Origin of the sequence: Streptomyces sp. NBC_01485 (assembly GCF_036227125.1) — a bacterium.
In the GTDB taxonomy this organism is placed as follows: domain Bacteria; phylum Actinomycetota; class Actinomycetes; order Streptomycetales; family Streptomycetaceae; genus Streptomyces.
Map to the genome: position 1 here is coordinate 8,688,839 of NZ_CP109435.1, position 26,157 is coordinate 8,714,995.

Annotated in this window: 22 protein-coding genes and 1 pseudogene; 11 read left to right on the forward strand and 12 right to left on the reverse strand. The window is 71.5% G+C overall.

Annotated elements, in window-relative coordinates; genetic code table 11:
* Positions 1 to 216 precede the first annotated feature (216 nt).
* The gene (locus tag OG352_RS37995) at positions 217 to 1,104 is read left to right on the forward strand and encodes a GNAT family N-acetyltransferase (RefSeq protein WP_329223218.1); all 888 of its coding nucleotides are present in this window, start codon (positions 217 to 219) and stop codon (positions 1,102 to 1,104) included.
* Positions 1,105 to 1,114: 10 nt separating this feature from the next.
* On the opposite strand, the gene OG352_RS38000 is transcribed toward OG352_RS37995, so the two are convergent.
* The 3 genes from OG352_RS38000 to OG352_RS38010 all read right to left on the reverse strand — a co-directional run bounded on the left by OG352_RS38000 (position 1,115) and on the right by OG352_RS38010 (position 3,795).
* The gene (locus OG352_RS38000; RefSeq protein WP_329223220.1) at positions 1,115 to 2,014 is read right to left on the reverse strand and encodes a Gfo/Idh/MocA family protein; all 900 of its coding nucleotides are present in this window, start codon (positions 2,012 to 2,014) and stop codon (positions 1,115 to 1,117) included.
* Between the two features lie 91 nt (positions 2,015 to 2,105).
* Entirely contained in the window at positions 2,106 to 3,440 is a 1,335-nt protein-coding gene (locus OG352_RS38005; protein WP_329223221.1) for a diaminopimelate decarboxylase, read from the reverse strand.
* A 127-nt stretch (positions 3,441 to 3,567) separates the two neighbouring features.
* A complete protein-coding gene (locus OG352_RS38010; RefSeq protein ID WP_443072449.1) occupies positions 3,568 to 3,795 on the reverse strand; it encodes a helix-turn-helix domain-containing protein in 228 nt (75 codons plus the stop codon).
* A gap of 179 nt (positions 3,796 to 3,974) precedes the next feature.
* Here OG352_RS38010 and OG352_RS38015 point away from each other — a divergent pair, with 179 nt between their 5' ends.
* Together OG352_RS38015 and OG352_RS38020 are read left to right on the forward strand one after the other, a co-directional pair.
* A complete protein-coding gene (locus OG352_RS38015) occupies positions 3,975 to 4,835 on the forward strand; it encodes an aldo/keto reductase (RefSeq protein WP_329223222.1) in 861 nt (286 codons plus the stop codon).
* A 182-nt stretch (positions 4,836 to 5,017) separates the two neighbouring features.
* Complete coding sequence (locus tag OG352_RS38020; RefSeq protein WP_329223224.1) at positions 5,018 to 5,275, forward strand: DUF5133 domain-containing protein; 258 nt, start codon at positions 5,018 to 5,020, stop codon at positions 5,273 to 5,275.
* 73 nt (positions 5,276 to 5,348) lie between these two features.
* Here OG352_RS38020 and tgmB read toward each other — a convergent pair whose 3' ends face one another.
* From tgmB to OG352_RS38040, 4 genes are all read right to left on the reverse strand, one after another.
* Complete coding sequence (gene tgmB, locus OG352_RS38025) at positions 5,349 to 6,335, reverse strand: ATP-grasp ribosomal peptide maturase (RefSeq protein ID WP_329223226.1); 987 nt, start codon at positions 6,333 to 6,335, stop codon at positions 5,349 to 5,351.
* Between the two features lie 16 nt (positions 6,336 to 6,351).
* Positions 6,352 to 6,543 (reverse strand): putative ATP-grasp-modified RiPP, encoded by a 192-nt coding sequence (tgmA, locus tag OG352_RS38030; protein WP_329223228.1) that lies wholly within the window; start codon positions 6,541 to 6,543, stop codon positions 6,352 to 6,354.
* 224 nt (positions 6,544 to 6,767) lie between these two features.
* Positions 6,768 to 7,091: a YkvA family protein gene (locus OG352_RS38035; RefSeq protein ID WP_329223230.1), complete on the reverse strand. Its 324-nt coding sequence runs from the start codon at positions 7,089 to 7,091 to the stop codon at positions 6,768 to 6,770.
* A gap of 394 nt (positions 7,092 to 7,485) precedes the next feature.
* Positions 7,486 to 8,649: a hypothetical protein gene (locus OG352_RS38040; RefSeq protein ID WP_329224134.1), complete on the reverse strand. Its 1,164-nt coding sequence runs from the start codon at positions 8,647 to 8,649 to the stop codon at positions 7,486 to 7,488.
* Between the two features lie 360 nt (positions 8,650 to 9,009).
* Between OG352_RS38040 and OG352_RS38045 the strand changes: the two genes are divergently transcribed.
* Entirely contained in the window at positions 9,010 to 10,086 is a 1,077-nt protein-coding gene (locus OG352_RS38045) for an enoyl-CoA hydratase/isomerase family protein (RefSeq protein ID WP_329223231.1), read from the forward strand.
* 21 nt (positions 10,087 to 10,107) lie between these two features.
* Here OG352_RS38045 and meaB read toward each other — a convergent pair whose 3' ends face one another.
* The 5 genes from meaB to OG352_RS38070 all read right to left on the reverse strand — a co-directional run bounded on the left by meaB (position 10,108) and on the right by OG352_RS38070 (position 16,913).
* On the reverse strand, positions 10,108 to 11,124 hold the full coding sequence (meaB, locus tag OG352_RS38050) for a methylmalonyl Co-A mutase-associated GTPase MeaB (RefSeq protein ID WP_329223233.1): 1,017 nt from the start codon (positions 11,122 to 11,124) through the stop codon (positions 10,108 to 10,110).
* 5 nt (positions 11,125 to 11,129) lie between these two features.
* Positions 11,130 to 13,304, reverse strand: coding sequence for a methylmalonyl-CoA mutase (gene scpA, locus OG352_RS38055; RefSeq protein ID WP_329223235.1), 2,175 nt, complete (start codon positions 13,302 to 13,304; stop codon positions 11,130 to 11,132).
* Positions 13,304 to 15,112, reverse strand: coding sequence for a methylmalonyl-CoA mutase subunit beta (locus OG352_RS38060; RefSeq protein ID WP_329223236.1), 1,809 nt, complete (start codon positions 15,110 to 15,112; stop codon positions 13,304 to 13,306). Before OG352_RS38060 ends, scpA begins: the two co-directional genes overlap by 1 nt.
* A gap of 94 nt (positions 15,113 to 15,206) precedes the next feature.
* Positions 15,207 to 16,190 (reverse strand): alpha/beta fold hydrolase, encoded by a 984-nt coding sequence (locus tag OG352_RS38065; protein WP_329223237.1) that lies wholly within the window; start codon positions 16,188 to 16,190, stop codon positions 15,207 to 15,209.
* 105 nt (positions 16,191 to 16,295) lie between these two features.
* Positions 16,296 to 16,913, reverse strand: coding sequence for a TetR/AcrR family transcriptional regulator (locus OG352_RS38070; protein WP_329223239.1), 618 nt, complete (start codon positions 16,911 to 16,913; stop codon positions 16,296 to 16,298).
* 180 nt (positions 16,914 to 17,093) lie between these two features.
* Between OG352_RS38070 and OG352_RS38075 the strand changes: the two genes are divergently transcribed.
* The 7 genes and pseudogenes from OG352_RS38075 to OG352_RS38105 all read left to right on the forward strand — a co-directional run bounded on the left by OG352_RS38075 (position 17,094) and on the right by OG352_RS38105 (position 26,032).
* Positions 17,094 to 18,536 (forward strand): MFS transporter, encoded by a 1,443-nt coding sequence (locus OG352_RS38075; RefSeq protein ID WP_329223240.1) that lies wholly within the window; start codon positions 17,094 to 17,096, stop codon positions 18,534 to 18,536.
* A gap of 64 nt (positions 18,537 to 18,600) precedes the next feature.
* A complete protein-coding gene (locus OG352_RS38080) occupies positions 18,601 to 20,904 on the forward strand; it encodes a glycoside hydrolase family 3 C-terminal domain-containing protein (RefSeq protein ID WP_329223242.1) in 2,304 nt (767 codons plus the stop codon).
* Positions 20,905 to 20,913: 9 nt separating this feature from the next.
* The gene (locus OG352_RS38085; RefSeq protein ID WP_329223243.1) at positions 20,914 to 21,792 is read left to right on the forward strand and encodes an alpha/beta hydrolase fold domain-containing protein; all 879 of its coding nucleotides are present in this window, start codon (positions 20,914 to 20,916) and stop codon (positions 21,790 to 21,792) included.
* Between the two features lie 27 nt (positions 21,793 to 21,819).
* Complete coding sequence (locus OG352_RS38090; protein WP_329223245.1) at positions 21,820 to 23,022, forward strand: family 1 glycosylhydrolase; 1,203 nt, start codon at positions 21,820 to 21,822, stop codon at positions 23,020 to 23,022.
* The gene (locus tag OG352_RS38095; RefSeq protein ID WP_329223247.1) at positions 23,019 to 23,978 is read left to right on the forward strand and encodes an alpha/beta hydrolase; all 960 of its coding nucleotides are present in this window, start codon (positions 23,019 to 23,021) and stop codon (positions 23,976 to 23,978) included. The genes OG352_RS38090 and OG352_RS38095 overlap by 4 nt, the downstream gene beginning before the upstream one ends.
* Positions 23,979 to 24,269: 291 nt before the next feature.
* Positions 24,270 to 24,821: pseudogene (locus OG352_RS38100) on the forward strand (hypothetical protein); the annotation flags it as partial.
* Positions 24,822 to 25,003: 182 nt separating this feature from the next.
* The gene (locus OG352_RS38105; RefSeq protein WP_329224136.1) at positions 25,004 to 26,032 is read left to right on the forward strand and encodes an NAD(P)H-dependent flavin oxidoreductase; all 1,029 of its coding nucleotides are present in this window, start codon (positions 25,004 to 25,006) and stop codon (positions 26,030 to 26,032) included.
* The last annotated feature ends 125 nt before the right edge of the window (positions 26,033 to 26,157 follow it).

Genomic DNA, 26,157 nt, shown 5'->3' on the forward strand with positions numbered 1-26,157 from the left:
ACCCCGGTACCGGCCGCCGCACGCCGAAAAACCGTTGGACGTGATCGCCGGCCACTCCCTATCGTGTGACCGCACGCCCGGAAACCCACGGAAGGAGGCGAGCGCCATGCGATCCACCGTCATCCCGCGCTCCCACCCCGTGACCCCGGCGTGCCACGTCTGACGTTCGTCCGACGCCCGGGAGCGCATCACGCCGTATGCGACCCGGAGGAATCCGTGACCGATCTGGTCATCCGCGCTCTCGACGAGAGCGACGTCCAACTCTTCGACACCCTGCCCGACCCGCTGCGCGCCGCCGAGGCGTTCGGCAGAGTCACCTACCGCCCGGACTGGAAGCGCGTCGCCCTGCGCGACGGCCGGGTCGTCGCCCGCGCCGTCTGGTGGGGCGGACCCGACGACACCGAACCCCTCGTCGTCGAGTGGTTCGACTTCGCCGACGGCGAGGAGGAGGCCGCCGCCGAACTCCTGCGCACCGCGCCCTGGCAGGTCGGCCTGGACCTGGTGATGCCCGGCGGCTGGCGCGAGGATCCCGTCATGCGGGCCGCCGCGGAGGCCCGGCACGCCGCGGCCCGCGCGGCCGGCCAGACCCCGCTGGTGGAACGCTTCGTCTACCGTTGGACCCCGGAGTGCGGGCTTCCCGAACGCCCCGGACGCCTGCGGTTCGCCCCCGAACCCGACGACGCCGTCTTCTTCGACGCCCTGCGCCGCATCCACTCCGACACCCTCGACGCCCACGCCCGCAAGGCCGTCAAGGAGGGCGGCCTCGACCAGGCCGCTCAGGAGGAGCTGGACTTCTTCCGCTGGTGCCCGTCCCCACGCGAGTGGTGGCAGATAGCCCGCACCCCCGAAGGCGAACTGGCCGGCCTGCACATCCCGGCCCACAACCCCTCAGGCCCCTGCGTCGGCTTCATCGGCGTCCTGCCGCAGCACCGGGGCCACGGCTACGCCTACGACCTCCTCGCCGAATGCACCCACTACCTGGCCGCCCACGGCGCCGAGTTCATCGCCGCCGCCACCGACCAGGGCAACTTCCCCATGGCGGCCCACTTCACGAAGGCCGGCTACCCGATCGTCCGGGAACGGGTGAACTTCGAACTCGGCTGACGACCGACGGTCACGCCTCGCCGACAGCCCCGCCCTCCAACAGGGCCTCCGCGTCGGCCAGTAGTTCGGTGACGCGGAGGCCGAAGGCGGCGTCGCAGGGGTGTGGGGGGCCGCCCTCGGCCGCGGTGAGGAGGGCGTCCGCTGCGTGGGTGAAGGCGGTGGCCGCGTCCGCGCCGGACTGGGGGAGCTGGGTCACCCCTGCCGTGCCGCGGAGTTCCAGGGTCGCGCCCGTCGCCGCAGGCGGGGCCGTCAGGCTGAGTGTCATGGTGCTGGACGCGCCGGTGACATGGTCCAGGACCACGTGGACCGTGTCGCCGGGGCCGTGGGCCGCCGCCGTCACCCGGCGGACGTCGCCGAGGACCGGCAGCAGCACGGACAGCGCGTGCGGACCGACGTCCCACAGGGCGCCCTTCTCCCCGCGCCAGGGCGTGGCGAACGGGTGGTCGCTCTCACCGTGGAAGACGTTCCCCAGCCACTGGGCGTGTCCCGTGAACCACCCTGCGGTGGCCGCCTGTTCGGCGATCCAGGCACCGGCCTCGGGCACGAACCGGGTCGTGAAGAAGACGACGGAGGCGACCCCCGCCTCCTCGGCCGCCCGCACCACGGCCCGCCCGCCCGCCGGCGTCGTGGCGACGGGCTTGTCGAGCAGCAGATGACAGCCCGCCCCGGCGGCCCGCACCGCGAGCTGTGCCTGGACGTCCGGCGGCAGGGCGACGGCCACCGCGTCCACGTCCGCGAACAGGGCGTCGACGTCGTCGTAGGCCCGGGTCCCGTGCCGGTCGGCCAGTTCCTTCGCGGCCTCCGGGCGCCGCCCCCACACGCCGACGAAGTCCAGCGCGTCGTGCGCCGCGAGGACGGGCGCGTGCATCATCTGGGCCCAAGGCCCGGTACCGAGCAGACCGATGCGCATACCGCTGACTCTCCCTGACACGCTGACGTGGCGAACTCTTCCCGACCCGGGCGAGCCTCGCACACGGACCGCGCGGAGAACACCCCCGAAGTCAGGGGCGGGCCGGGGCGGCGAAGCCCGTGAGCAGGGCGTCCGCATGGGCGAGGCCGCTCTCCGCGGAGATCTCCCGCACCGTCTGCGCGGACCGGATCGTGGCGAACGTGACGCGACCGGCGTCGAGCAGATACCCGTACACGGCGGGCCTCGGCAGGCTGTTGTACGACCAGTGCGCCGAGAAGTAGTACCCGCCCGTGTCGTGCAGCACGACGACATCCCCCTCGGCGAGCGCGGGCAGCGGCCGGTCGTGCGCCACCACGTCCCCGGCGAAGCAGAGCGGCCCGGCGACGTCCTGCCGCACGAGCGGCGTCCGCTTGGGCGTGCCGTCCGGGCCGAACGCGGACACCCGCAGCGGCCAGGCCTGCGGCATGAAGACGGTACGGGTGGCGACCTGGCCGCCGGCGTGGGTGAGGGCGACCCGCCGTCCGCCGGCGTCCTTGACGTACTCGACGACCGCCGCCGTGAAGCCGTTCTTGGCGATCAGGGAGCGCCCGAACTCGGTGACCACCTGGTAGCGGCCGTCCAGCAGCGCCGGCTCCGCCGCCGTCAGCGCGGCGACGTACTCGGCGTACGTGGGCGTGACCGTGTCGTCGGCGAAGTTCACCGGCAGCCCGCCGCCCAGGTCGAGGCTGGTCACCTGGCGGCGGCCGACGTACGCGTTGATCTCCTCGGCGAGCCGGTGCGTCGCCGCGAGGCCCTCCGCGATCAGGGACAGCGGGCAGCCCTGGGAGCCGACGTGCGCGTGCAGCCGGGTCAGCCAGTGCCGCCGCGAGAACGCCTCGACGACCCGGGCGCGGGCCCCGGGGTCGCGCAGCGCCACCCCGAACTTGGAGTGCGCGGTCGCCGTGCTCATCGCGCCGATGGACCCGCCGCCGACCTGCGGGTTGACCCGCAGCCCGAGCACGGACGCGCAGTCCTCGGGCCGCAGCGCGTCGATCCGGTCGAGCTCGTCGAGGTTGTCCGCGTTGAGCGCGACCCCCAGGGCGAGGGCCTCGCGGATCTCCTGCCGGGTCTTGGCCGGCGAGTCCAGCACGATGCGCGCCGGCGCGAACCCCGCGTCCAGCGCCAGCCGCAGTTCCCCGGGGCTCGCCACCTCGCAGCCCATTCCGGCGTCGGCCAGCAGCCGCAGCACGGGCACCAGCGAACAGGCCTTGGCGGCGAAGGTGTGCAGGACGTCCGGCACCCGCGCGAACGCCTCGTGCAGCCCGGCGACGCTGTCGCGCACACCCTGGACGTCGACGAAGCCGGCCAGCGGCCGGCCCTCCCCGACCAGCCCGTCCGCGACGGCCTGCCGGACGGTGAGCGCGAGGTTCTCGGTGGGGAGCGACACGTCTGTTCTCCTTCGCTGCGGGACGGCAGAAGCGGCGGTACCTCTCCAGAGTCACCCGTGCGGGGTGCGCCCGTCTTCGGCGGCCCGCACAAAGACAACCGGAACCTTCGTGTCCACGCACAAGGGTTCACACGTCAGGCGTCGCCATCCGCACCGCGAGAGTCAGCAGCAGCCGGGTGTCGGGATCGTCCAGGTCCACGCCGTACCGCTCCCGGACCCGGCCCAGCCGGTAACGGAGCGTGTTGGCGTGCACGACCAGCCGGCGGGCCGCCTCCGGGACGTCGCCCCCGGCGTCGAGGTACGCGGGTTCACCGGTCCGACAATAGTTCGCGGCACCCGCACCGGCCCGCACCACGATTCAGCTCCCACGCTGCTGAATGCGTTCGGATTCTTCCATTGGACCCACGGCCGACGGCCGGGTGAGGGTGGAGTGCGTCCGGTGCGACGCGCCGCGATTACCTTCCGAGGCACCGGACTTCCCCGCTCCCGCACCACCTTCGAGCCCGCACCACCTTCGAGAGAGGTCACGCGCACATGGAGACCCGCCGTATCGGGGACGTGGACGTCAGCGCGATCGGCCTGGGCGCCATGCCCATGTCGATCGAAGGGCGGCCGGACGAGGCACGCTCCCTCGCCACCCTGCACGCCGCGCTGGACGCGGGCGTGACGCTGATCGACACCGCGGACGCCTACCACCTGCACGCCGACGACGTCGGCCACAACGAGACCCTGATCGCCAAGGCCCTCGCCGGCCACGACCGGGGCGCGGACGTCCTGGTCGCCACCAAGGGCGGCCATCTGCGCCCCGGCGACGGCAGTTGGACCCAGGACGGCAGCCCCGGGCACCTCAGGGCGGCCTGTGAGGCGTCGCTGCGCCGGCTCGGCGTCGAGGCGATCGGCCTGTACCAGTTCCACCGCCCCGACCCGCGCATCCCCTACGCGGACTCCGTCGGCGCGGTGCGGGAACTGCTGGACGAGGGCAAGATCCGCGCGGCCGGCATCTCCAACGCCGACCCCGAGCAGATCAGGCAGGCCGACGACATCCTCGGCGGCCGACTGGTCGCCGTGCAGAACCAGTTCTCCCCGGCCTTCCGCTCCAGCGAGCCCGAACTGCGGCTGTGCGACGAGCTCGGCATCGCGTTCCTGCCGTGGAGCCCGCTCGGCGGCATCTCCCGCGCCCGCGAACTGGGCTCCTCCTACGCGCCGTTCGCCCACGTCGCCGAGGCCCACGGGGTGAGCCCGCAACGCGTGTGCCTGGCCTGGATGCTGGCCAAGTCGCCGGTCGTCGTACCGATCCCGGGCGCGAGCCGCCCGGAGACGATCCTCGACTCCCTCGCCGCGACGGACCTCGTCCTCACGCCCGAAGAACTCGCGGAACTGGACGCCGCCGTCTGACGGACGGGGCGGGGCGGGACGGGCCTGGACGAGAGTCTCCCGGACCAGACCCGGTCAAATGCGGGTAGGTCGCGTCACGGTGCGTGGCCGGATCATGACCCCTGGTGGGTGACATGCCCGGCCGGCATGCATGATTCGCGCCCGTCCGGGCACACGCAGCGCAAACAGAGAGAGGGGCGCTCGTGATCGTTCCGGACCCGAAGGTCGCCAGGACGTTGCTGACCCGGTACGCGACGCTGAAGATCGCTCATGCGGAGTGGGAAAGGCCGCAGACGGCGCGTGAACTGCGGGACGTGACCTACACCTTGTGCGTGCTGATGGGCACGGCCGACGTCCGGGAGGCGGTGGCCGCGGCGGACGCCTTGCTCGACTCCGCGGCGTCGCCGCCCGCGAAGGACGGCGCGAAGGACGGGGAGAGCGGACTGTCGCTGGCCGTCTGACGTCCGAGGACGACGGCTCGCAGCGGGATCCGGCGCGGCGGTGCTCCTTCGAGCGCCGCCGCGTCCGCGTGCCTCACGAGGCGGCGGAGCCGCACGCGTCGGCGTGCCGGGCGCCGTGCTCCGGGGGTGTCCCGGCCAGCCACTCGGCGATGGTCCGGGCGATCGGCTGGCCGGTGTCCACCTCGACGAAGCCGAACTGCCCCGACTGGTTGCACTCCAGGAACCACCAGGTGCCATCCGCGTCCTCCGCGAAGTCGAAGGCGCCGTACGTCAGTTCGGCCTCCCGCAGATACGTCCGGACGGCCTCGCCGAGGCGCGGCGGGACGTCGACGGGGCGCCACGGTGTGGTGGACGGCGCGAAGCGTACGTCCACCACGTCGGGGTCGCCGCCGGGGGCCGTCTCCTTGCGGGCGGCCAGGATCCGGTCGCCGACCGCGGTCAGCCGTATGTCGGCCCGCTTGGCCACCCGGCGCTGCAGCAGCGTCGGACCGTAGGCGACGGCGGCGAAGTCGGCGCCCGGCGGGACCCGGGTGGTGGGCACCGCACGCGGCGGATCCTGCGGATGCGCCCCGGACACCGGCTTGACCACCAGATCCGGGTAGCGGTCCGCGAACTCGCGCGCCGCCTGCGGGAACGTCGTGATGAGCGTGGCCGGCACGGGCAGCCCGCTGCGCTGCGCGAGCCGTAGCTGCCAGGGCTTGTGCCGGGCGCGCAGGGACGCGTCCGGATGGTTCATCCAGCGCGCCTCGGTGCCGCGGAGCATGCCGTACAGCGCCTGCGAGGCCTCCTCCGTGAGCCACGCGGACGGTTCGGGCGCCCGGGCCGCCGTGGCGCCGGGCCGCCGTATCCACACCGACCGCAGCCCGTCGAGGCTCACCAGCCGCCCGGCGGACGACAGATGGCCCCGAAAGGCACCGTGCACGTACTCGCCGGAGAGCGCGACGGAATGGGTGAGGTCGGCCGGATCGAACCGGACGACCGGGACGCCGGCGGCGTTCAGATGGACGACCACCATGTCCGCCGTGACGTCCTCTTCGCAGGTCAGGATGAGCACCGTCATCTTCGTCGGCCCGGGTTCAGTCGTCGAAGTGGGTCTTGGAGCCCGCCGTCGAGGTCGTCGTCGCGAGTTCTCTCAGGAGGGCGTGGTCACGAGCGGCGATCCGGCCGTCGAAGAGTACGTTCAACTGCAGTCCGGGGTCATAGGCGTACGGAATGGCGAACTCCAACTCGGCCGCAGGGCGTGCGTAGTTGAGCGTGAACGGTTTCATCGTCTCTCCCTCGTCGGTACTGCCTCGATCAAGCGGTGCCGCTGTGCGACGTCACTCGGGCCCGCTGCGGTGATGCTGGATGGGTGTGACCTTCAGTCACTTATACGAATCGAACGGGTGGTTGGTTTCCCTACTCTCCGTGATCGTCGGGGAGTTGGGAGACCAACAGGGCGCGGAGCAGGGCAGATCGGGCCGAGCGGGTGTGAAAACGTCTTCCGGAGCGGTCAGTCGGGGACGTGCTCAGAGGGGCGATCGGGGGCGTGACCGGGTTCCTGGCCGAGGTCCTGGCCGGGCGCACGGCGCAGGGAGCGCAGGGCCAGCAGGAGGACGCCGATGTCGTCGAGGTAGACGGGATCCGGCAGTACGTCGGCCGGGAGCACGAAGTACAGGACCGCGCCCCAGAACACCCAGCGCGGGCCGGTGGGGAGCCCCGCCCGCGTCAGGCCCCGGCGGGCCCGGACCAGACGCACCAGCACCGCCGCGGCCACGGCGAACAGGGCCACGGCCAGCGCGGCCGCGACGACGACGAGCGTGGTTGGCACATCCACGGGCCCTCCCATAGGTCGATTTCCCCGCTTTCGGACTCCGAATGCCCGGTTCCGGCGGGATTACCGCATCGGGACACACCTCACACGGGTGCCGCGTCCGAGTGGCGGAGTGTGCCGGACGGCCCTGGTAATGACAGGGTCACGTCGCGTGTCGCTGGGAGGGGCACCTGCTCCGTCCCGTGGCTCGCCGCCCCGACGGCCGCGGCCGCCGTCCTGACGGCGCTCCTCGCGCTCCTCGTGAGCCTGCTGGGCACCCGACGGCCGGCCCGCCACGGCACCGCCCGAGCGGGCGGCGGCGCGGTAGCAGGAGCGCGGTAGCCGACCGGCACCAGGCTGGCGGGCCTCCAACAGGCCCGTCAGCCCCCGTCTCCCCGTCGGTCCCGGTCGGCCCCGGTCAGCCCCGGTCGGTCCCGGTGGTGTCGTCGTCGTCCTGCTTCGGCGGTTCGACCGGAGCGGGGGAATCCGTCGTCGTAGCCGTCGTAGCCGTCGTAGCCGTCGTCGACAGTGGCCGCAGGCTCTTGGTCGACTCCTTGAAGCGTTCCAGGGTCCGGCCCAGTTGCCGGAAGGGGGAGCCGCTCTTCCTGGCCGACGCCTGTCGCGGTTCACCGGCCAGGGCGGCGGCCTCGCGAGCCGCGGCCAGGGCCTCATGGGCGTGTTCGGCGGCCTCCCGGTACAGCTCCCGGGACTCCGTCATCGCCTCCAGCGCCTCCTTGTACATCGCCACGAGCTTGCGTTCGCGCGCGAGTTCCTCCTCAAGGGTGAGCAACTGCCACTGCTCCCGCAGCACGGTGAGCGCGGCGTCGCCGCCCTCCGGCAGCGGCCTGGGCAGGGCGGCGAAGCGCAGTACCGGGTCCAGCACCTCGGTGGGACGCGTGCCGTCCAGGAACACGCTGCGCACCGTGAAGTCGGCGGCGTCGTAGTCGGCGGGAGCGGGAACGCCGGGCAGCACCAGCGCACCGCCGCGCGGCACCTCCACCCCGGACTCCTTCAGGGCCCAGTTCACGGTACGCAACTGGTGCGGGGCCGCCCGGTGCTCGATCACCCGGTGGTGCAGGCCGGGCGGCAGCAGCGGGACCAGCGACCGGCGGCCCTCCTCGTCGGGCGTCATGGCCTCGTGGACGACGACGTGGATGCTCCACGTGTCCCGCAGGGCGCCCCGGAGCGTGCGCCGCAGCTCCTTCTCGTCCGCCGGGAGCGGGTTGGTGTCGAGGAACCGCTCACCGGTGACGGTCTCGTGCCCCCACAGGGAGTCCGCCTCCCAGGGCCAGAACATGGCGGCGGGCGACGGCCACCGCAGGTCCCACGGCTGCTCCGCCTCCGCCGTCAGCGTCCACTCCTGGCCCCGGCCCGACCACTCGGCGAGCGTGAGCCGGGCGCGGACGGTGACCTCCTCCGCCACCGGCCACCGCGCTTCGAAGGCCGTCTCCCCGACAGGGGTGTCGGCGTCGGGCAGCTCGACGAAGTCCTGGACGGTCTCGGCGTCCTTGAGTGCCTGGAGGTTCTTGCGCAGGACATCCGGCGCGGCGGGGCCGGTGTGGCGGCCACGGGCCTGCCACACCGTGGAGGGAGACGTGGGCGGAACGGTCGCGGCGATGTGCGTGAGTCCATTCGTGAGGGCGGGCGGCGGGGCGGACGACGAGGCGAAGGCGTACGAAGGCGTACGAAGCCCAGTATTGCGCGCCGTGGGATGCGGGCGATCAAGCGGGTCGGTGGCGCGGGTGCCAGGAGACACCCCGTCGAGACGCGCCTTCCCCTCCAGAGCACATGCCATGCGTCCGGATACGTCCCGATCCATACATGGGGGTGGGCATCGACTGGACGCCGACTGGAACTATGGTCGTGTGGGTGATCGGCGAGTGGAAGGAACCGACGAGATCATGCGTGTCACTGTGGCCCGTGGCCTGACGGAGGCGTTCGGATGAACGGCGCCGACGACTCCGTACTGCTGCGTACCGAGGGGCGCGCCGCGTACCTCACCCTCAACCGTCCCAGGGCGCTCAACGCCCTCACCCACACCATGGTCCGCCGTATCGACGAGGCCCTGACGGTCTGGGAGGACGACCCGGCCGTCGAGACCGTCGTCCTCACCGGCGCGGGGGAGCGGGGCCTGTGCGCGGGCGGAGACATCCGCGCCATCCACGACGACGCCCGCGACGGCGACGGCACGGCGTCCGCCGCCTTCTGGCGCGACGAGTACCGGCTCAACGCCCGTATCGCCCGCTACCCGAAGCCGTACGTGGCCGTCATGGACGGCATCGTGATGGGCGGCGGCGTCGGCGTCTCCGCGCACGCCGGCGTCCGGATCGCCACCGAGCGGTCGCGGATCGCCATGCCGGAGACCGGCATCGGCTTCGTGCCGGACGTCGGCGGCACCTACCTGCTGGCCCTCGCACCCGGCGAACTCGGCACCCACCTCGCGCTGACCGGCGCCCCGGCCGGCGCGGCCGACGCCCTGCTGTGCGGCCTCGCCGACCACTTCGTACCGTCCGAGTCCCTGGCACCGCTGGTCGCGGACCTCGCGCACAAGCCGGTACGAGTGGCTGTCGACCGGTACGTACGGCCGGCCCCGCCCGGTGCGCTCGCCGCGGCTCGGCCCTGGATCGACGCCTGCTACGGCGCGGACACCGTCGAGGAGATCGTCGGGCGTCTTCTCGACCACGGCGACAGCGAGGCCAAGGAGGCCGCCGAGACCGTGCTCGCCAAGTCGCCCACCTCCCTCAAGGTCACCCTCGCCGCGGTCCGCCGGGCGCGGCGGCTCGGCCCGCTGGAGAACGTGCTGGACCAGGAGTACCGCGTCTCCTGCCGGGCGCTGACCGCCCCCGACCTGGTGGAGGGCATCCGCGCCCAGGTCATCGACAAGGACCGCGACCCGCGCTGGTCACCGGCCACCCTCGCCGAGGTCACCGACGCGGACGTGGCACGCTTCTTCACCCCCCTCGGCGACCGCGAACTCGGCCTCGCCGGACCCGGCAGCACGCAGGAGGCGCCCGGGTAGCACCGCGGGGGCGACCGACCGCTACGCGCCGCCGGTCTCGCCGGCCCCGACGCCCGTGCCGGAGTCCCCGAACGCGCCCAGGATGCGTTCGGCGGCCAGGGTGGCCGTCAACTCGCCGTCCCTGACCTGCTGTTCGAGGGCGGGGGCGAGGGATCGTACCGTCGGGTCGGTGCGCAGGCGGTCGAGGAGTTCGTCACGGACCATCGACCAGGTCCAGTCGACCTGCTGGTCACGGCGTTTGGCGGCGAGGCGGCCGGTGGAGTCCAGCAGGGCGCGGTGCTGTTCGAGGCGCTCCCACACGGTGTCCAGGCCGGTCGACTCCCGCGCGCTGCAACTCAGCACCGGCGGCGCCCAGGCCGCGTCCTTGCCGTGCATCAGCCGCAGGGCGCCCGCCAGTTCGCGTGCGGCGGTGCGGGCGTCGCGCTCGTGCGGGCCGTCGGCCTTGTTGACGGCGATCACGTCGGCCAGCTCCAGGACGCCCTTCTTGATGCCCTGCAACTGATCGCCGGTGCGGGCGAGGGTGAGCAGCAGGAAGGAGTCGACCATGTTCGCCACCGCCGTCTCCGACTGCCCGACGCCGACCGTCTCCACCAGCACCACGTCGTAACCCGCCGCTTCCATCACGACGATCGACTCGCGGGTCGCCTTCGCCACCCCGCCGAGCGTGCCCGCCGTGGGGGAGGGGCGGACGAAGGCCGCCGGGTCGACGGCCAGGCGCTCCATCCGCGTCTTGTCGCCCAGGATCGACCCGCCCGTGCGGCTCGACGACGGGTCGACGGCGAGCACCGCGACCCGGAACCCGAGCGAGGTGAGCAGCGTGCCGAACGCGTCGATGAACGTCGACTTGCCCACACCGGGTACACCGCTGATGCCGATCCGCCGCGCCTTCCCGCTGTGCGGCAGCAGACCGGTCAGCAACTCCTGTGCCAGCGCCCGGTGCTGGGGCCTCGTCGACTCGACGAGCGTGATGGCGCGGGCCACCAGCGCCCGCTTCCCGTCGAGTACGCCCTTCACATACGTGTCGAGGTCGATCGCCATGGGGCTCAGAGGTCGTGGCCGAGGTCGGTGGCCAGGCGCTCGACCAGGTCGTAGGCCGCGTCCGGGATCACCGTCCCGGGCGGGAAGACGGCCGCCGCGCCCATCTCCAGCAGGGTGGGCACGTCCTGCGGCGGGATCACCCCGCCGACCACGATCATGATGTCCTCGCGTCCCTCCGCGGCGAGCTGCTCGCGCAGCGCCGGGACGAGCGTGAGGTGCCCGGCGGCCAGCGAGGAGACGCCGACGATGTGGACGTCGGCCTCGACGGCCTGGCGGGCGACCTCGGCCGGGGTCTGGAAGAGGGGGCCGACGTCGACGTCGAAGCCGAGGTCGGCGAAGGCGGTGGCGATCACCTTCTGGCCGCGGTCGTGGCCGTCCTGGCCCATCTTGGCGACCAGGATGCGCGGGCGGCGGCCCTCGGCCTCCGCGAACGCGGACACCAGGGAACGGGTGCGCTCCACGTTCGGGGACTCGCCTGCTTCGTTGCGGTACACGCCGGAGATCGTACGGATCTGGCTCGAGTGCCGCCCGTACACCGTCTCCAGGGCGTCGGAGATCTCCCCCACGGTGGCCTTCGCGCGGGCGGCGTTCACCGCGAGTTCCAGCAGGTTGCCCTCGCCCCCGGCGGCCCGGGTGAGCGCGTCCAGCGAGTCCTGGCACGCCTGCTCGTCGCGCTCCGCGCGCAGCCGCCGCAACTTCTCGATCTGCTGGGTGCGTACGGAGGAGTTGTCGACCTTGAGGACGTCGATCTGCTCGTCGGTCTCGACGCGGTACTTGTTCACGCCGATCACCGGCTGACGGCCCGAGTCGATACGGGCCTGGGTGCGGGCCGCGGCCTCCTCGATGCGCAGCTTGGGGATGCCCGCGTCGATGGCCTTGGCCATGCCGCCCGCCGCCTCGACCTCCTCGATGTGCTGCCAGGCCCGCCGGGCCAGGTCGTACGTCAGCTTCTCGACGTAGGCGCTGCCGCCCCACGGGTCGATGACCCGCGTCGTGCCGGACTCCTGCTGGATCAGCAACTGGGTGTTGCGGGCGATACGGGCGGAGAAGTCGGTCGGCAGCGCGAGCGCCTCGTCGAGGGCGTTGGTGTGCAGCGACTGGGTGTGCCCCTGGGTGGCGGCCATCGCCTCCACACAGGTGCGGGTCACGTTGTTGAACACGTCCTGCGCGGTCAGCGACCAACCCGAGGTCTGCGAATGGGTGCGCAGGGACAGCGACTTGGAGTTCTTCGGGTCGAACTGCCGCACCAGCTTCGCCCACAGCAGCCGGGCCGCCCGCAACTTGGCGACCTCCATGAAGAAGTTCATGCCGATCGCCCAGAAGAACGACAGCCGGGGCGCGAACGCGTCCACGTCCAGGCCCGCTTCGCGGCCCGCCCGGATGTACTCCACGCCGTCGGCGAGGGTGTACGCCAGCTCCAGGTCGGCCGTCGCGCCCGCCTCCTGGATGTGGTACCCGGAGATCGAGATGGAGTTGTAGCGCGGCATCCGCTGCGAGGTGAAGGCGAAGATGTCGGAGATGATCCGCATCGACGGCTTCGGCGGATAGATGTAGGTGTTGCGGACCATGAACTCTTTGAGGATGTCGTTCTGGATGGTCCCGGCCAACTTCTCCGGCGGAACGCCCTGTTCCTCCGCCGCCACGATGTAGAGCGCCAGGACGGGCAGCACCGCGCCGTTCATCGTCATCGACACGGTCATCTTGTCGAGCGGGATGCCGTCGAAGAGCTGCCGCATGTCGAGGATCGAGTCGATCGCCACGCCCGCCATGCCGACGTCACCGGTCACCCGCGGGTGGTCGCTGTCGTAGCCGCGGTGCGTGGGCAGGTCGAAGGCGACCGACAGACCCTTCTGACCGGCGGCGAGGTTGCGGCGGTAGAAGGCGTTGGACTCCTCGGCGGTGGAGAAGCCCGCGTACTGGCGGATCGTCCACGGCTGGTTGACGTACATCGTCGGGTACGGGCCGCGCAGATACGGGGCGGTCCCCGGGTAGGTGTCCAGGAAGTCGAGGCCCTCCAGGTCCTGCCCGGTGTACAGGGCCTTGACCGGGATGCCCTCGGGGGTCTCCCACAGGCGGTCGCCGCCGCCCGTCGCGTGCTTGAGCGCCGTACGCCATTCGTCGGCGCCGCCGTCGGCGGTCGGGGACCCCAGGTCGATGCCGGAGAAGTCGGGGATTCCCATCAGGACACTCCCATGCGGTCGAGGGCGGCGGACAGCACGGCGACGGCGTCACAGCCCGCGAAGACGTACGAGTCGACATCCGGGTACTGCCCGGGACGGCCGGCGAGGAACACGTGCGCGGCGCCCGCGGACCTCAGCCGCTCCGCCTCCGCCTGCGCCTGTTCCTCGTACAGCGCGTCGCTGGAGCACAGGCAGGCCTCCGTGGCGCCGCTCTCCTCGAACGTGCCCGTGGTGACGGGTTCGAGGCCGCCCGCCTGGAACAGGTTCGACGCGAAGGTCGCCCGCCCGGTGTGGGCGGCGGCCGGTCCGATCGTGGCCAGGAAGACGCGCGGCCGGGCGCCGGTCGCGGCGAGGTGGGCGTCGGAGCGGGCGCGCAGCGCCTCGAACGCCTCGTCGCGCCGCACCCGCGGCAGCCCGCCGGACGGCGCCGCGGGCGCGGGCCGGCGCTCCACCGGACGCTCGGCGAGGAACGGGAACTCGCTGACTCCGGTGACGGGTTCGCGCCGCTTGGCCAGCTTGCCGCTGCGGGCCTGCCAGGTCTCGGCGAGCTCCTGCCCGAGGCGCTGCGACCGCAGGGCGGCGGCCTGGCCGCCGAGCCCCTCGATCCGCTGGAAGAACTCCCAGCCCGCGTGGGCGAGTTCGTCGGTGAGCCGCTCCACGTACCAGGAGCCGCCCGCCGGGTCGATCACCCGGGACAGATGCGACTCCTCGATGAGGATCGTCGAGGTGTTACGGGCGATACGGCGGGCGAACGCGTCCGGCAGGCCGAGCGCGTCGTCGAAGGGCAGCACGGTGACCGATTCGGCCCCGCCCGCACCGGCGGCCAGGGTGGCGATCGTGGTCCGCAGCATGTTCACCCACGGGTCGCGGCGCGACATCATCACCGGCGAGGTCACCGCGTGCTGGAGCTGCGCCCCGGCCGCCGGTGCCCCGCAGACCTCCGCGACCCTCGCCCACAGCCGGCGCGCGGCGCGCAGCTTGGCGATCGTCAGGAACTGGTCGGCGGTCGCCGCGTACCGGAACTCCACCTGCCCGAAGGCCTGTTCGGCGCTGAGCCCGGCCTCCGTCAGCTCCCTCAGATACGCGACGGCGGTCGCCAGCGAGCAGCCCAGCTCCTGCGCCGCCGAGCCGCCGGCCTCGTGGTACGGCAGCGCGTCCACGGTCAGCGCCCGCAGCCCCGGGTACTCCTCGGCGCACCGCCGCGCGAGAGAGGCGACGGCCGCGAACTCGTACCCCTGCCCGGTACGGGCCTCGTGGCCCAGCGGGTCCCCGCCCAGACTGCCGCGCGCCGCCTCCTTGGCGACGCCCCGCTCCGCGTACAGCCGCAGCAACTCCTCCGCGGCGGGTTCGAGGTCCGGCCCGGCGTCGAGGACGACCGGCGCCAGGTCGAGATAGACGCCGTCCAGGACCCGGCCCAGCGACGGCACCGGGATGGCGCCCTCTCCGACGACCAGCCACAGGGAGGTGACGCCGTTCTCCAGGTCCGCGAGCACCGCGTCGCGGTCGGCCGCGGCGTGCCGCTGCCGCACGTCCCAGCCGCCTACGGTGTTCCCCTCGGCGCGTCCGCCGCGCACGAACGGCGCGAAACCGGGAAAGCCTGCGTCGGGCGCGGCATCTTGCGCCGTGTACAGGGGACGGGTGCGCAGCCCGTCCTCCAGCGTTGTGGACAGGGCTTCCTCGGCCGCGGCGCTCTCGACGTCCTTGCCCGACTTGCGCAGCACGCCTGCAACGAGGCCTTGCCACTGCTCGTGGGTCACATCAGGGAACGCGGCGGCCAGCTCGAGCCCGTCGTCGGGCATGACCGTCATGATCGGATGCTAGGCCAGAGTCACGAAGGAGCAGCAGGGGGCACGGCTGTGACCTTGCCCTCTCCTTCACTGTGACCTTGTCCTCTCAGCTCTTTTATGCGTCGGTCGACCGCCTCCGGGCGGGGGCTCCGAGGAATTCGATGAGCGCCGTGTTCACCTCGTCCGGGCGTTCCTGCTGGGTCCAGTGACCGCAGCCGGACAGCTTGAGGGGCTTGCGCCAGAGGCTGGGCATGAGGTCGGGGAGGGTCTCGATGAGTTCGGGGGTGCCGGGGAAGGCGGGGACGGCGTCGAGTTCGCCGTAGATGTACAGGGCGGGCGGGGTGACGACGGCGCCGTGCCAGGGGGCGGTGAGTTCCCAGTTGCGGTCGAGGTTGCGGTACCAGTTGAGGGCCCCGGTGAAGCCCTGGGAGAAGCTCTCGGTGAGCGTGTCGAGATCGTCCTCGGTGAACCACTCGGGCAGCACCTCGGGGTCCTGCATGGCCGCGAGCCAGCCCTGCGCCGGGTCGACCAGCGGCTGCTTCTTCTCGGCGGCGTCGGGGGCGTCGCCGGAGAAGGCGTAGAAGAACTTCCGGAGGGCGGTGCGGGGGTCCTTCCCGAACTCGGCGTCGGCGACGCCGGGGCGGTTGAAGTAGTTCCAGTAGAAGCGGCCGTCGAACCTCTCGTCCATGGCGGGCAGCGGAGGCCGCGTCCCCCGGAAGGGGGGCGGCACGCTCAGGCCGGCCACGCCGAGCACCATGTCCGGTCGCAGCAGCGCGGTGTGCCAGGCGACCGGCGCGCCCCAGTCGTGCCCGACGACGTACGCCTTCTCCTCGCCCAGGGCGTGGATCAGTCCGACGACGTCGCCGACCAGGTGGAGGATGGAGTACGCGTCGACGTCGTCGGGACGGTCGCTGCGGCCGTATCCACGCTGGTCGGGGGCGACCACGCGGAAGCCCGCATCGGCCAGCGGGCCGAACTGGTGGTGCCAGGAGTGCCACGACTCGGGGAAGCCGTGCAGGAGCACTACCAGCGGGCCGTCGCCCTGTTCGGCGATGTGCAGCCGAACGCCGTTCACGTCAACCATTCGATGCTCAACCATGTGCACAAGCGTAAATGGCGTGATCTTCACATGCCCTCGCGGCCCGGCTCCCCTTCGCGACCGCAAGCGACAAGCACCTGGTGAACAAGGCCCCGCAATCCAGGGTCACTTGTCGGCGCTGCTGCGCTCTTTCTCGTTGGCGAGTTCCAGGAGGGTGCCGAGTGCCCTGAGGCCGCGTGTCATGTCGATGCTGTTGTCGTACTGCCAGAGCAGTTGAAGGCCGTCCACCGCGGCGATCAGGAGTTGGGCGAGGTCGCCGGGGTCTATCCCTGCGGGGAGTTCGCCGCGCTCCTGCAGGTGGCTCAGGGAGTCCCGGCCGAGGTCTCGGCTCTGGTCGTAGCGCTCCCGGAAGTACGCGTGAGCCGGGTGGTCGGGGGCCGCGGCGTCTGCCGCGAGGTTCGTATACAGCGTCACCAGCCCCGGAACCGCGCCGTTGCGATCGACCAGACCGGCGAGGCGCTCGATCATCGCGTCTGCCGTGTCGGGAAGCCGGTCCATCTCGTAGGCGTCCGCATCGAGCTCGTCGCGCCGGCGCAGCACCTCGACGAGCAGCTGCTCCTTGGTGCCGAAGTGGTGGACGAGTCCGGTGATGCTCAGGTTGGACGCCTCGGCGAGTTCGCGGAGGGTGGCTCCGCCGAAGCCGTGTTCGGCGATCACTTTGAGGGCGGTGGCGAGGATCTCCTCGCGCTTCGCCAGCCCCTTGGGGTACGAGCGGCGGGTCATGCCCCGAGATTACTCGACGACGAGATCTTGCGGGCAGAAACCGTAACGCTTACTGTTTTGTTTCCGGCCATCGAGGGAGCCGTTTCCCGATCAGTCATGTGCCGAGCACCAGAAGGAACTTCTTTCGTTCAGCGACGAGCGATTTTGGGGTAACTCATGGCAACACCTTCCTTCACTCACGTGCCCGGAAGCGATCCGTCACCCACCGAGCCCGACTCGACCGCCCAGGTACTCGAACCGACCGAACCCGGTACCTCCCCGAAGTACCTTCGTGGTCGCGCGCTTCGACGCTATGCGCTGTGGTACGGACTGGCGCTCGCCGCATTCTCGAGCATCTGGGGAGGAGTCGGCGCACTGCTGCTCCCCAATCAGGTCCAATCCCTGGAGTTCGCGAAGTTCTTCACGGGCGGCGATGCCGGCGTAGACCTTCAGAAGCTCACGGCACTCAAGAACGCCATCGCCGCCGGAACGGCGTCAGCGACGCCCGAGCAGAGTCGTCTGCTGGGGATCCTGACCGATTTCGACGCCAGTCGGGCGGAATCCCTGGCGTTTGTCACCTCCATCGGTTTGATCGCGACGATGGTCGCGCAACCGCTGATCGGTGTCTTCTCCGACCGGACCCGAACCCGACTCGGCCGGCGTGCCCCATGGATTCTGCTCGGCGCACTCCTCGGTGCCGCATTCCTCGTCGCGGTCCGCTTCGCTCCGACCGTGGCCGTCCTCGTCGTGTTGTGGGCCATCGCGTCGGTGGCACTGAACGCCGCGGTCTCCCCCATGGGGGCGACTCTCGCCGACCGCATTCTGGACGATCAGCGTGGCGGAGTGTCGGCGATCGGCGGCTTCGGGTCGTTCCTGGGAGGCGTGCTGGGGAGCGTCGGCGCGGGCGCCGCCCTCTCGACACTCGGTCTGAACAGCTACTTCGTCTTCGCCGGACTGGTCGCGGTGTGCGCCGTGCTCTTCGTGACGCGGGTGAAGGACCGCTCCTCGCTCGATCTTCATGTACCGAAATTCGAGTGGAAGTCGTTCCTGCTCGGCTTCACCTACGCGGTACGCACCCGGGACTACTTCTGGGTCTGGACGGCTCGCGTACTGCTCACCTTCGGATACGGAGTCTCAGGGGCCCTCGGCCTGTACATGCTCCAGAGTTATGTGAAGCCCGCCCTCAGCGTGGCGGAAGCCACGAAACTCGTCCCGCTGCTCGCCTTGAGCGCATTGCCCGCCACGGTGCTCGCCATTCTCGTCGCCGGCCCGCTCTCCGACCGGTTGAAGCGCCGGAAGTCCTTCGTCTTCGCCGCGTCCGTACTCATGGCGGCGGCCATGGCAATTCCCCTGATCTCCGCGACGGTTGCCGCATTGTTCGTCCAGGCCATCGTCGCCGGATTCGCCTTCGGAATCTATATTCCGATCGATCAGGCATTGGTCATCGACGTATTGCCGGACCCGAACGCCGCCGGGCGTGACCTGGGGGTGGCGGCCCTCGCCATCAATCTGGGCCAGGCTCTCGGACCGGCCCTCGCCGGAACGGTCGTGTCGATCACCGGCGGATACACATTCGTCTGGGTGGTCGCGTTCGGATTGGTCGCGCTCGCAGCGCTCGCCATACTTCCCGTCCGAAGACGCTGATCTCCTGTCACTCTCCCACACCGCCAAACCGATCCGCCGATCACCGATTCGCCCTAGGGGAACCGTGCCCGAAATCGCCTCCGCCCTCGATGACCTTGACGACCTCGATTCCCTCGATGCCGTCGACTCTCTCGACGAACTGACTCTGGAACAGAAAGCCGGACTCGGCAGCGGGGCGGACTTCTGGACCACCAAGGCGGTCGACGGCATCCCGTCGATCCTCATGACGGACGGACCCCACGGGCTGCGCAAGCAGGAGGGCGCCACCGACCACCTCGCGCTCTCGGGAAGCCTCCCGGCGACCTGCTTCCCGCCGGCGGTGGCCCTGAGCCAGACCTGGGACCCCACCCTGGCGTTCCGCGTGGGCGAGGCGCTCGGCCGCGAATGCCAGGCAGCGGGGATCCAGCTTCTGCTGGGGCCGGGCGTGAACATCAAGCGTGACCCCCGAGGAGGGCGGAACTTCGAGTACTTCTCCGAGGACCCGCTCGTCTCGGGCGTCCTCGGCTCCGCATGGGTGTCCGGTCTGCAGAGCACGGGCGTGGGCGCGTCGCTCAAGCACTTCGCCGCCAACAACCAGGAGACCGACCGGATGCGGGTGAGCGCCGACATCGATCCGCGCCCGCTGCGTGAGATCTACCTCCGCGCGTTCCAGAAGGTGGTCGAGGAGGCGCAGCCGTGGACGGTGATGTGCTCCTACAACCGCGTCAACGGCGTGCACGCCTCCCAGAACCGGTGGCTGCTCACGGAGGTGCTGCGCGAGCAGTGGGGGTTCGAGGGGCTGGTGGTCTCCGACTGGGGCGCCGTGGCCGATCGGCCGGCGGCGGTCGCGGCCGGACTCGACCTCCAGATGCCCGGCAACGACGGCTTCGACGACGCCAAGGTGGTCGCCGCGGTGCGCGACGGCAGTCTCGACCCCGCCGTCGTCACGGAGGCGGCCGCCCGCGTCGCCCGCGTGGCCCGCAAGGCCACGGAGGCGCGCCGCCCGGACACCGCGTGGGACGCGGCGGACCACCATGACCTCGCCCGCGAGGTCGCCTCACGGGCGATCGTGCTGCTCCGCGACGACCAGGGGATCCTTCCCCTCGGCCCCGCCCAACACCTGGCCGTCATCGGCGAGTTCGCCGCCCGGCCGCGCTACCAGGGCGGGGGCAGCTCGCATGTGAACGCGATCCGGGTCGACGTGGCCCTCGACGAGATCCGCGCCCGTGCCGCTCACGCCGAGGTGTCCTACTCCGCGGGTTTCCCGTCCGACGGGCAGTCCGGCAAGCAGACGGCGGCGGATCCGGCGGCGCTGCGGGCGGACGCGGTGCGGGCGGCGGCGGAGGCGGACGTGGCCGTCGTCTTCCTGGGCCTGTTCGACAGCCAGGAGACCGAGGGCGCCGACCGCGCCGACATCGACCTGCCGGCCGATCAGCTCGACCTGCTCGAAGCGGTGGTCGCCGTCCAGCCGCGCACCGTCGTGGTGCTCTCGCACGGCGGCGTCGTGCGGCTCGCGCGCGTCGTCGCCGGGCCGTCGGCCATTCTCGACGGCGCGCTGCTCGGCCAGGCCGGCGGCAGTGCGCTCGCGGACGTCCTGTTCGGCGTCGTCAACCCTTCCGGACGCCTCACGGAGACCGTCCCCGACCGGCTCCAGGACGCGCCGTCCTTCACGAACTTCCCCGGCGAGCGGATGCACGTGCGCTACGGCGAGGGAATCCTCGTCGGCTACCGCTGGTACGACGCACGCTCGATCGACGTCACGTTCCCGTTCGGGCACGGCCTGTCCTACACGACCTTCGCGCACGAGTCGCTCACGCTCGACGCGGACGACGACACCGTCACCGTCCGCGTCACCGTCCGCAACACCGGTAAGCGGGCGGGCCGCGAGATCGTCCAGCTCTACGCGTCGCGGGACGGTTCCGCGGTCGTCCGCGCGCCGCAGTGGCTGGTGGGGTTCGGGGCCGTCGACCTCGCACCGGGACAGTCCGGTGAGGTCGAAGTCGCCGTGCCCAGGCGGGAGTTCGAGTACTGGGACGAGGAACTTCAGCGCTGGCTCGTCGAGGGCGGCGAGTACCGCGTCGCGGTGGGCGCGTCGAGCCGGGACATCCGTCTCTCCGGCACCGTCGAACTCCAGGGGGAGACCGCGCGATACCGGCTGGGACCGGACTCGTCGATCGGAGAGGTCCTGCGGGACCCCATCGCCGGTCCCGCCTTCCAGGAGGTCTTCGCGGCGATGTTCGAGCAGTTCTCGGGCGCCGAGGAGACCGACTACGGACCGATGCTGGATTCGCTGCCCTTCGGCCGCTTCCTCAGCACGACGGGCTCGGCGCTCCCCGCGGGCATGGTGGACGACGTCCTCGCCCGCGCCAACGCCGCCAACGGCTTCTAGGGAGCGGGGATGACGAGAATGGCGTCCCGCGCGCACCGCAGCGCCGTGCGCACGGTCGACAGGACGGTCAAGGGGCGGGGCGGCGAGATACCGATCCGTGAGTACCTTCCGCAGGACGCACGAGACGGCGCCGTGCCACTGCTGTGGATCCACGGCGGCGGATGGATGAACGGCGGTCTCGACCAGAAGGAGTCGCACGCGGTCGCGAAGGCGATCGCCGGCACCGGTCGGCCCGTTCGCACGGTCGACTACCGTCTGGCGCCCGCACTCCGCTGGCGTGAGATCGGCGGGTCCTCGCGCCTCGTGCTCCAACCGTCCGAGAACCGCTACCCCGCCGCGCCGGACGACGTGCTCTCCGTCATCGTCGACTGGGCGGCGTCGGGGGCCGGCCGGCTGTTCGTCGGCGGGGCGAGTGCCGGGGCCAATCTCGCCGTGACGGCGGCCGTCGCCCTCCGGCAGGAGACCGGCGTACAGCCGTGCGGGCTCGCGCTCGTGTACGGCGGGTTCCATGCCACGTTGCCCCCGATCCCCGAGTCGGTGAGCTCGCGGCTGACCGGAATCGCCGGGAAGATCGCCTTCACACCGGCGTCCTACGACCGGATGACGCTCAACTACGTCGGTGACGAGGGCCTGTTCCCGCGAGCGTTCCCCACGGGAGCCGACCTCGCGGGACTTCCGGCGACGCTCGTGATGGACGCTGACCGGGACAGCCTTCGCGCCTCGGGCGCCCGGTTCGCGTCCGAGCTGCGGGCGGCCGGCTCCGCGGTCGACTACGCGATCGTCGAGAACACCTGGCACGGATTCCTCAGCCACCCCCACGGCCGCGGCTTCCGCCGGGGCACCCGGGCGATGAGCCAGTGGCTCGACGCCCACGACCTGTCGACGTGACAGACAGACAAGTCCGAAAGGGAGAGCATGAGCCGCATTTCACCCGATTTCCTCTGGGGTGCATCCACCGCTCCGCACCAGATCGAGGGCAACAACGTCAACAGTGACTGGTGGGCACGTGAGCAGGTCACTCCCGGCATGGCGCTCAGCGGGGACGCGATCGACAGCTACCACCGCTACGGCGAGGACATGCGACTGCTGGCCGACGCCGGTCTGAACGCCTACCGCTTCGGCATCGAGTGGGCGCGCATCGAACCGATCCCCGGCCACTTCTCGAAGGCGGAACTCGCGCACTACCGCCGCATGATCGACACGGCGATCGGGCTGGGTCTCACACCGGTCGTGACGCTGCAGCACTTCTCCACCCCGAAGTGGTTCGCCGACGAGGGCTCCTGGATGGTCGAGAGCGCGATCGACCGCTTCGCGAGCTACGTCACCACCGCGACGTCCGTCCTCGAAGGCGTCGAGTGGGTCTGCACCATCAACGAGCCGAACATGCTGGCGATGATGGGCTCGATGATCAAGGCCGCCGAGGCGGGCGAGGGCGACTGGCAGAGCCCGACGATCGAAGGCGACGTACAGATGGTGCTGCCTCCGCCCGACCCGGAGGTCGGACGCCGTCTCGCGCGGGCCCACGACGCGGCACGCGAGATCCTCAAGGAGCGGACCGACGCCAAGGTCGGCTGGACGGTCGCCAACCAGGCGCTCACCGCGAAGCCGGAGCACGAGGCGAGGCTCGTCGAGGAGCGCTACGTCCGGGAGGATCTGTACCTGGAGGCCGCCAGGGGGGACGACTTCATCGGAGTCCAGGCCTATTCCACCCAGGAGGTCGACGAGAACGGCCCCGTGCCGCACGCGCCGCACCCCGACAACACCCTCGTCGGCACCGCGTACCGGCCGGACTCCCTGGGGATGGCGGTGCGCCACGCGTGGAAGGTCACCGACGGCGTCCCGGTTCTCGTCACCGAGAACGGCATCGCCACCGACGACGACACCCGCCGTATCGCCTACACGAGCGAGGCCCTGCACCACCTCACCGCCGCCATGGACGACGGCGTCGACGTCCGCGGCTACCTGCACTGGACCGCGCTCGACAACTACGAGTGGGGCCACTGGGAGCCGACGTTCGGACTCATCGCGGTCGACCGGGACACCTTCGAGCGGCAGCCGAAGCCGAGCCTGGCCTGGCTCGGCGGCGTCGCACGGTCGGGAGAGGTGGCGACGTCATGACGACGGAACACGACAGCGGATACGGGCTGAGCGCCGAAGCCCAGGCATGGACGGCGATGGTGAAGGCGCGCCCGCCGTTTCCCGCGCCCGAACCGGACGACATCGAGGCGTGGCGTGTCATCGTCGCGGCCACCGCGGCACCGGAGTACGCCGACGCCATCGGGCTGGCCACCACGGGCGCCGTCGACACGGGCCTTCCGGTCGAGATCCACACCGTCGACCTGCCGAACACCGTCGTGCACGTCGGCACCCCGGAGGGTCTCGCCCCCGACGACCGGCGCGTCCTGCTCAGCGTGCACGGCGGAGGGTTCACGACCGGAGGCGGCGCGGCGAATCGTGCGGCGACGGGATTCGTCGCGGGCGCCTACGGAGTCACCGTGTGGAGCGTCGACTACCACATGCCGCCCGACCACCCCTTCCCCGCGGCCCTGGACGACTGCCTCGACGCCTACCGGGCCCTCCTGGAGAGCCACGACCCGGCCTCCATCGCGGTCAGCGGACTGTCCGCCGGCGGAAACCTCACCGCCGCCCTGCTCCTGCGACTCCAGGAGGAGGGACTGCCGATGCCCTGCGCGGCCGTCCTGAACTCGCCCTGCGTCGACCTCACCCTCTCCGGCGACACCATGGTCAACGACCCTTCCGGCGAGGGCCCCGGGCTCACGAACAACGTGAAGCTGTACACGGGCGGCCACGACCCCACGGATCCCGGTCTCTCGCCGCTCTTCGGGAAGATCGGCGACGACTGGCCGCCCACGATCCTGTTCAGCGGCACCCGCGACTTCCTGCTCTCGGACACCGCCCGCATGCACCGGAAGCTGCTGGCGGCCGGTGTCCGGGCCGAACTGCACGTCTTCGAGGCGGCGCCGCACGGGATGTTCGGCGGCAGCGCCCCGGAGGACCGTCTCCTCGTCGCCGAGGCCCGACGGTTCCTCGAGGCGGCGTGGAACGAGCGATGACACGCCCTGTTCCGGAGGAGACTCCGATGACCGGGTGTTCGCGCAGCTCACAGGCATGATCTCCGGGTCCGGGTCGGCACATGGTCAGCACGCGGCACGGCCGTGTCCCGCGTTGCCGGCTCTCGGTCTGCGGCCGGGGCTCGTCGCGAACACGGCCCCGGCTCCGGCGCGCACCGTGGGCCCGGTCGCCGGGGCCTCACCGGCCCACACGTGCATGCGGACGGCCCGTGCCGCGCTCCTCGTCGGGCGTCCGGCCGGCTGACCGCCGTGCCGGACCGAGACCTGGACTGCCGGGCCGGCTTCCCGCACCGGGGGCAGGAGCGGGCGGACCGGGTGGGAGCCAACCGCGGCCATCGCCCACCGCATCCACTTCGACGTGCAGCGAGACCGCTGGTACCTGACGGCCTCCTGGCAGATCCCGGTGACCCGCACCGTTCCCCTGGCCGCCGCCCTCGCGCACGGCGTGATCGGCGTCGACATGAACGCCGACCACCTCGCCGCCCGGCGCCTCGACCCCCACGGCACCCCGACCGGCCACCCGCGCCGCTTCGCCCAGGTCCGCCACGCCCTGACCCGGCTGCTGCACTGGGCCAAGGCCTGCGGCGTCCAAGCGATCGCCGTCGAAGACCTCGACTTCACCGTGAGTGCGGGCATCGGACCGTCCAGGCCCGCCCGGAGATCTCTGGGCGTGAGGAAACCCGCCCCCGCATTCCCGGACCGCAGACACGATCCGCCGGCGCCGGACGCGGAGCGAACGCGGGCAACCAGAACGCCCAACACCGTTCGGGGCGCTCGGCTGAGCATCAATCCTGGCAACAGGACTCACACCCGCTCAGTCCATAGGAACGGTTGTCCGCAGGTACGACCCACTTTGGAAGGTTCCCGCGAGCGGGGAGGCGGGCTCAGACTGCTCGCCATCCCTCAGCCCCGGCCAGCCAGGTGCGGGGCGCGCCGCTGAGCAGGAGACGAGACACGACCCCGGGTGCCCGCTCGTCCCCGAGCGGGCACCCGGTCCGCCGCCGTGGATCCGCAGGCACCCCACATCAAGAAGCACCTCACGTCAAGAAAGGGACACCATGTTCAGGACTGCGTTCACCGAGACGTTCGGCATCGAGCACCCGGTCGTCTGCGGCGGGATGACCGCGGTCGGGAAGGCCGAGCTGATCTCGGCGGTCGCGAATGCCGGTGCGCTCGGTTTCCTCACGGCACTCACCCAGCCGACACCGGAGGATCTCGCCAAGGAGATCGCCCGTACCCAGGAGATGACCGACAAGCCGTTCGGCGTCAACCTCACCATCCTGCCCACCATCAACCCGGTTCCCTACGACGAGTACCGCGAGGCGATCATCGAGGGCGGAGTCAAGATCGTCGAGACGGCCGGAAGCAACCCCGCGCCGCATCTGCCCGCTTTCAAGGCCGCCGGGGTGAAGGTGATCCACAAGGCCGTGGCCGTGCGCCACGCGATCAAGGCCGAGCAGCTGGGTGTCGACGCGGTGAGCATCGACGGCTTCGAGTGCGCCGGCCACCCGGGGGAGGACGACGTCCCCGGCCTGATACTCATCCCCGCCGCCGCACGCCGGTTGACCGTCCCGGTCATCGCGTCGGGAGGCTTCGCCACGGGGGCCGGTCTGGTCGCGGCGCTCGCGCTGGGCGCGTCCGCCGTGAACATGGGAACCCGTTTCGTGGCCACGACCGAGGCGCCCGTACACGAGAACGTGAAACGGCAGATCGTCGCCAACGACGAGAGGTCCACCCAGATCGTGTTCCGGGAGTTCCGCAATTCCGCCCGGGTCGCCCGCAACAGCGTTTCCGAGGAGATCGTCGAGATCTCCCGACGCCCCGGCGCGACGTTCGGGGACATCGCCCACCTGGCGTCGGGGCAGCGGGGGCGGGCGGAGGTGCTGGGCAAGGGGGACATGGACGGCGGACTGTGGTGGGCGAGCCAGGCGCAGGGCCTCGTCGACGAGGTCGCGAGCTGCGCCGACGTCATCGACCGGATCATGGCCGACGCGCGCGACCTGGTCACCCGGCGGCTGCCGGATCTCGTCGTGTGAGGGGGAGGGGCGATGCCGGCGGCCGGTGTCACGGACCGGGCAAGGGGGTCCGGACGCGGTCTCGCCGCATGCGCGGGCCCGCGGGCGCTTACCGGATCAGGCCGCTCTCGCGGGCGACGAGGATG

Coding starts and splice junctions, on each gene's coding strand:
- OG352_RS38000 (WP_329223220.1), bottom strand. CDS start 2,014: ATGCGCATCGGTCTGCTCGGTACCGGGCCTTGGGCCCAGATGATGCAC.
- OG352_RS38015 (WP_329223222.1), top strand. CDS start 3,975: ATGGAGACCCGCCGTATCGGGGACGTGGACGTCAGCGCGATCGGCCTG.
- tgmB (WP_329223226.1), bottom strand. CDS start 6,335: ATGACGGTGCTCATCCTGACCTGCGAAGAGGACGTCACGGCGGACATG.
- tgmA (WP_329223228.1), bottom strand. CDS start 6,543: ATGAAACCGTTCACGCTCAACTACGCACGCCCTGCGGCCGAGTTGGAG.
- OG352_RS38045 (WP_329223231.1), top strand. CDS start 9,010: ATGAACGGCGCCGACGACTCCGTACTGCTGCGTACCGAGGGGCGCGCC.
- meaB (WP_329223233.1), bottom strand. CDS start 11,124: ATGGCGATCGACCTCGACACGTATGTGAAGGGCGTACTCGACGGGAAG.
- scpA (WP_329223235.1), bottom strand. CDS start 13,304: ATGGGAATCCCCGACTTCTCCGGCATCGACCTGGGGTCCCCGACCGCC.
- OG352_RS38060 (WP_329223236.1), bottom strand. CDS start 15,112: ATGACGGTCATGCCCGACGACGGGCTCGAGCTGGCCGCCGCGTTCCCT.
- OG352_RS38065 (WP_329223237.1), bottom strand. CDS start 16,190: ATGGTTGAGCATCGAATGGTTGACGTGAACGGCGTTCGGCTGCACATC.
- OG352_RS38070 (WP_329223239.1), bottom strand. CDS start 16,913: ATGACCCGCCGCTCGTACCCCAAGGGGCTGGCGAAGCGCGAGGAGATC.
- OG352_RS38085 (WP_329223243.1), top strand. CDS start 20,914: ATGACGAGAATGGCGTCCCGCGCGCACCGCAGCGCCGTGCGCACGGTC.
- OG352_RS38090 (WP_329223245.1), top strand. CDS start 21,820: ATGAGCCGCATTTCACCCGATTTCCTCTGGGGTGCATCCACCGCTCCG.
- OG352_RS38095 (WP_329223247.1), top strand. CDS start 23,019: ATGACGACGGAACACGACAGCGGATACGGGCTGAGCGCCGAAGCCCAG.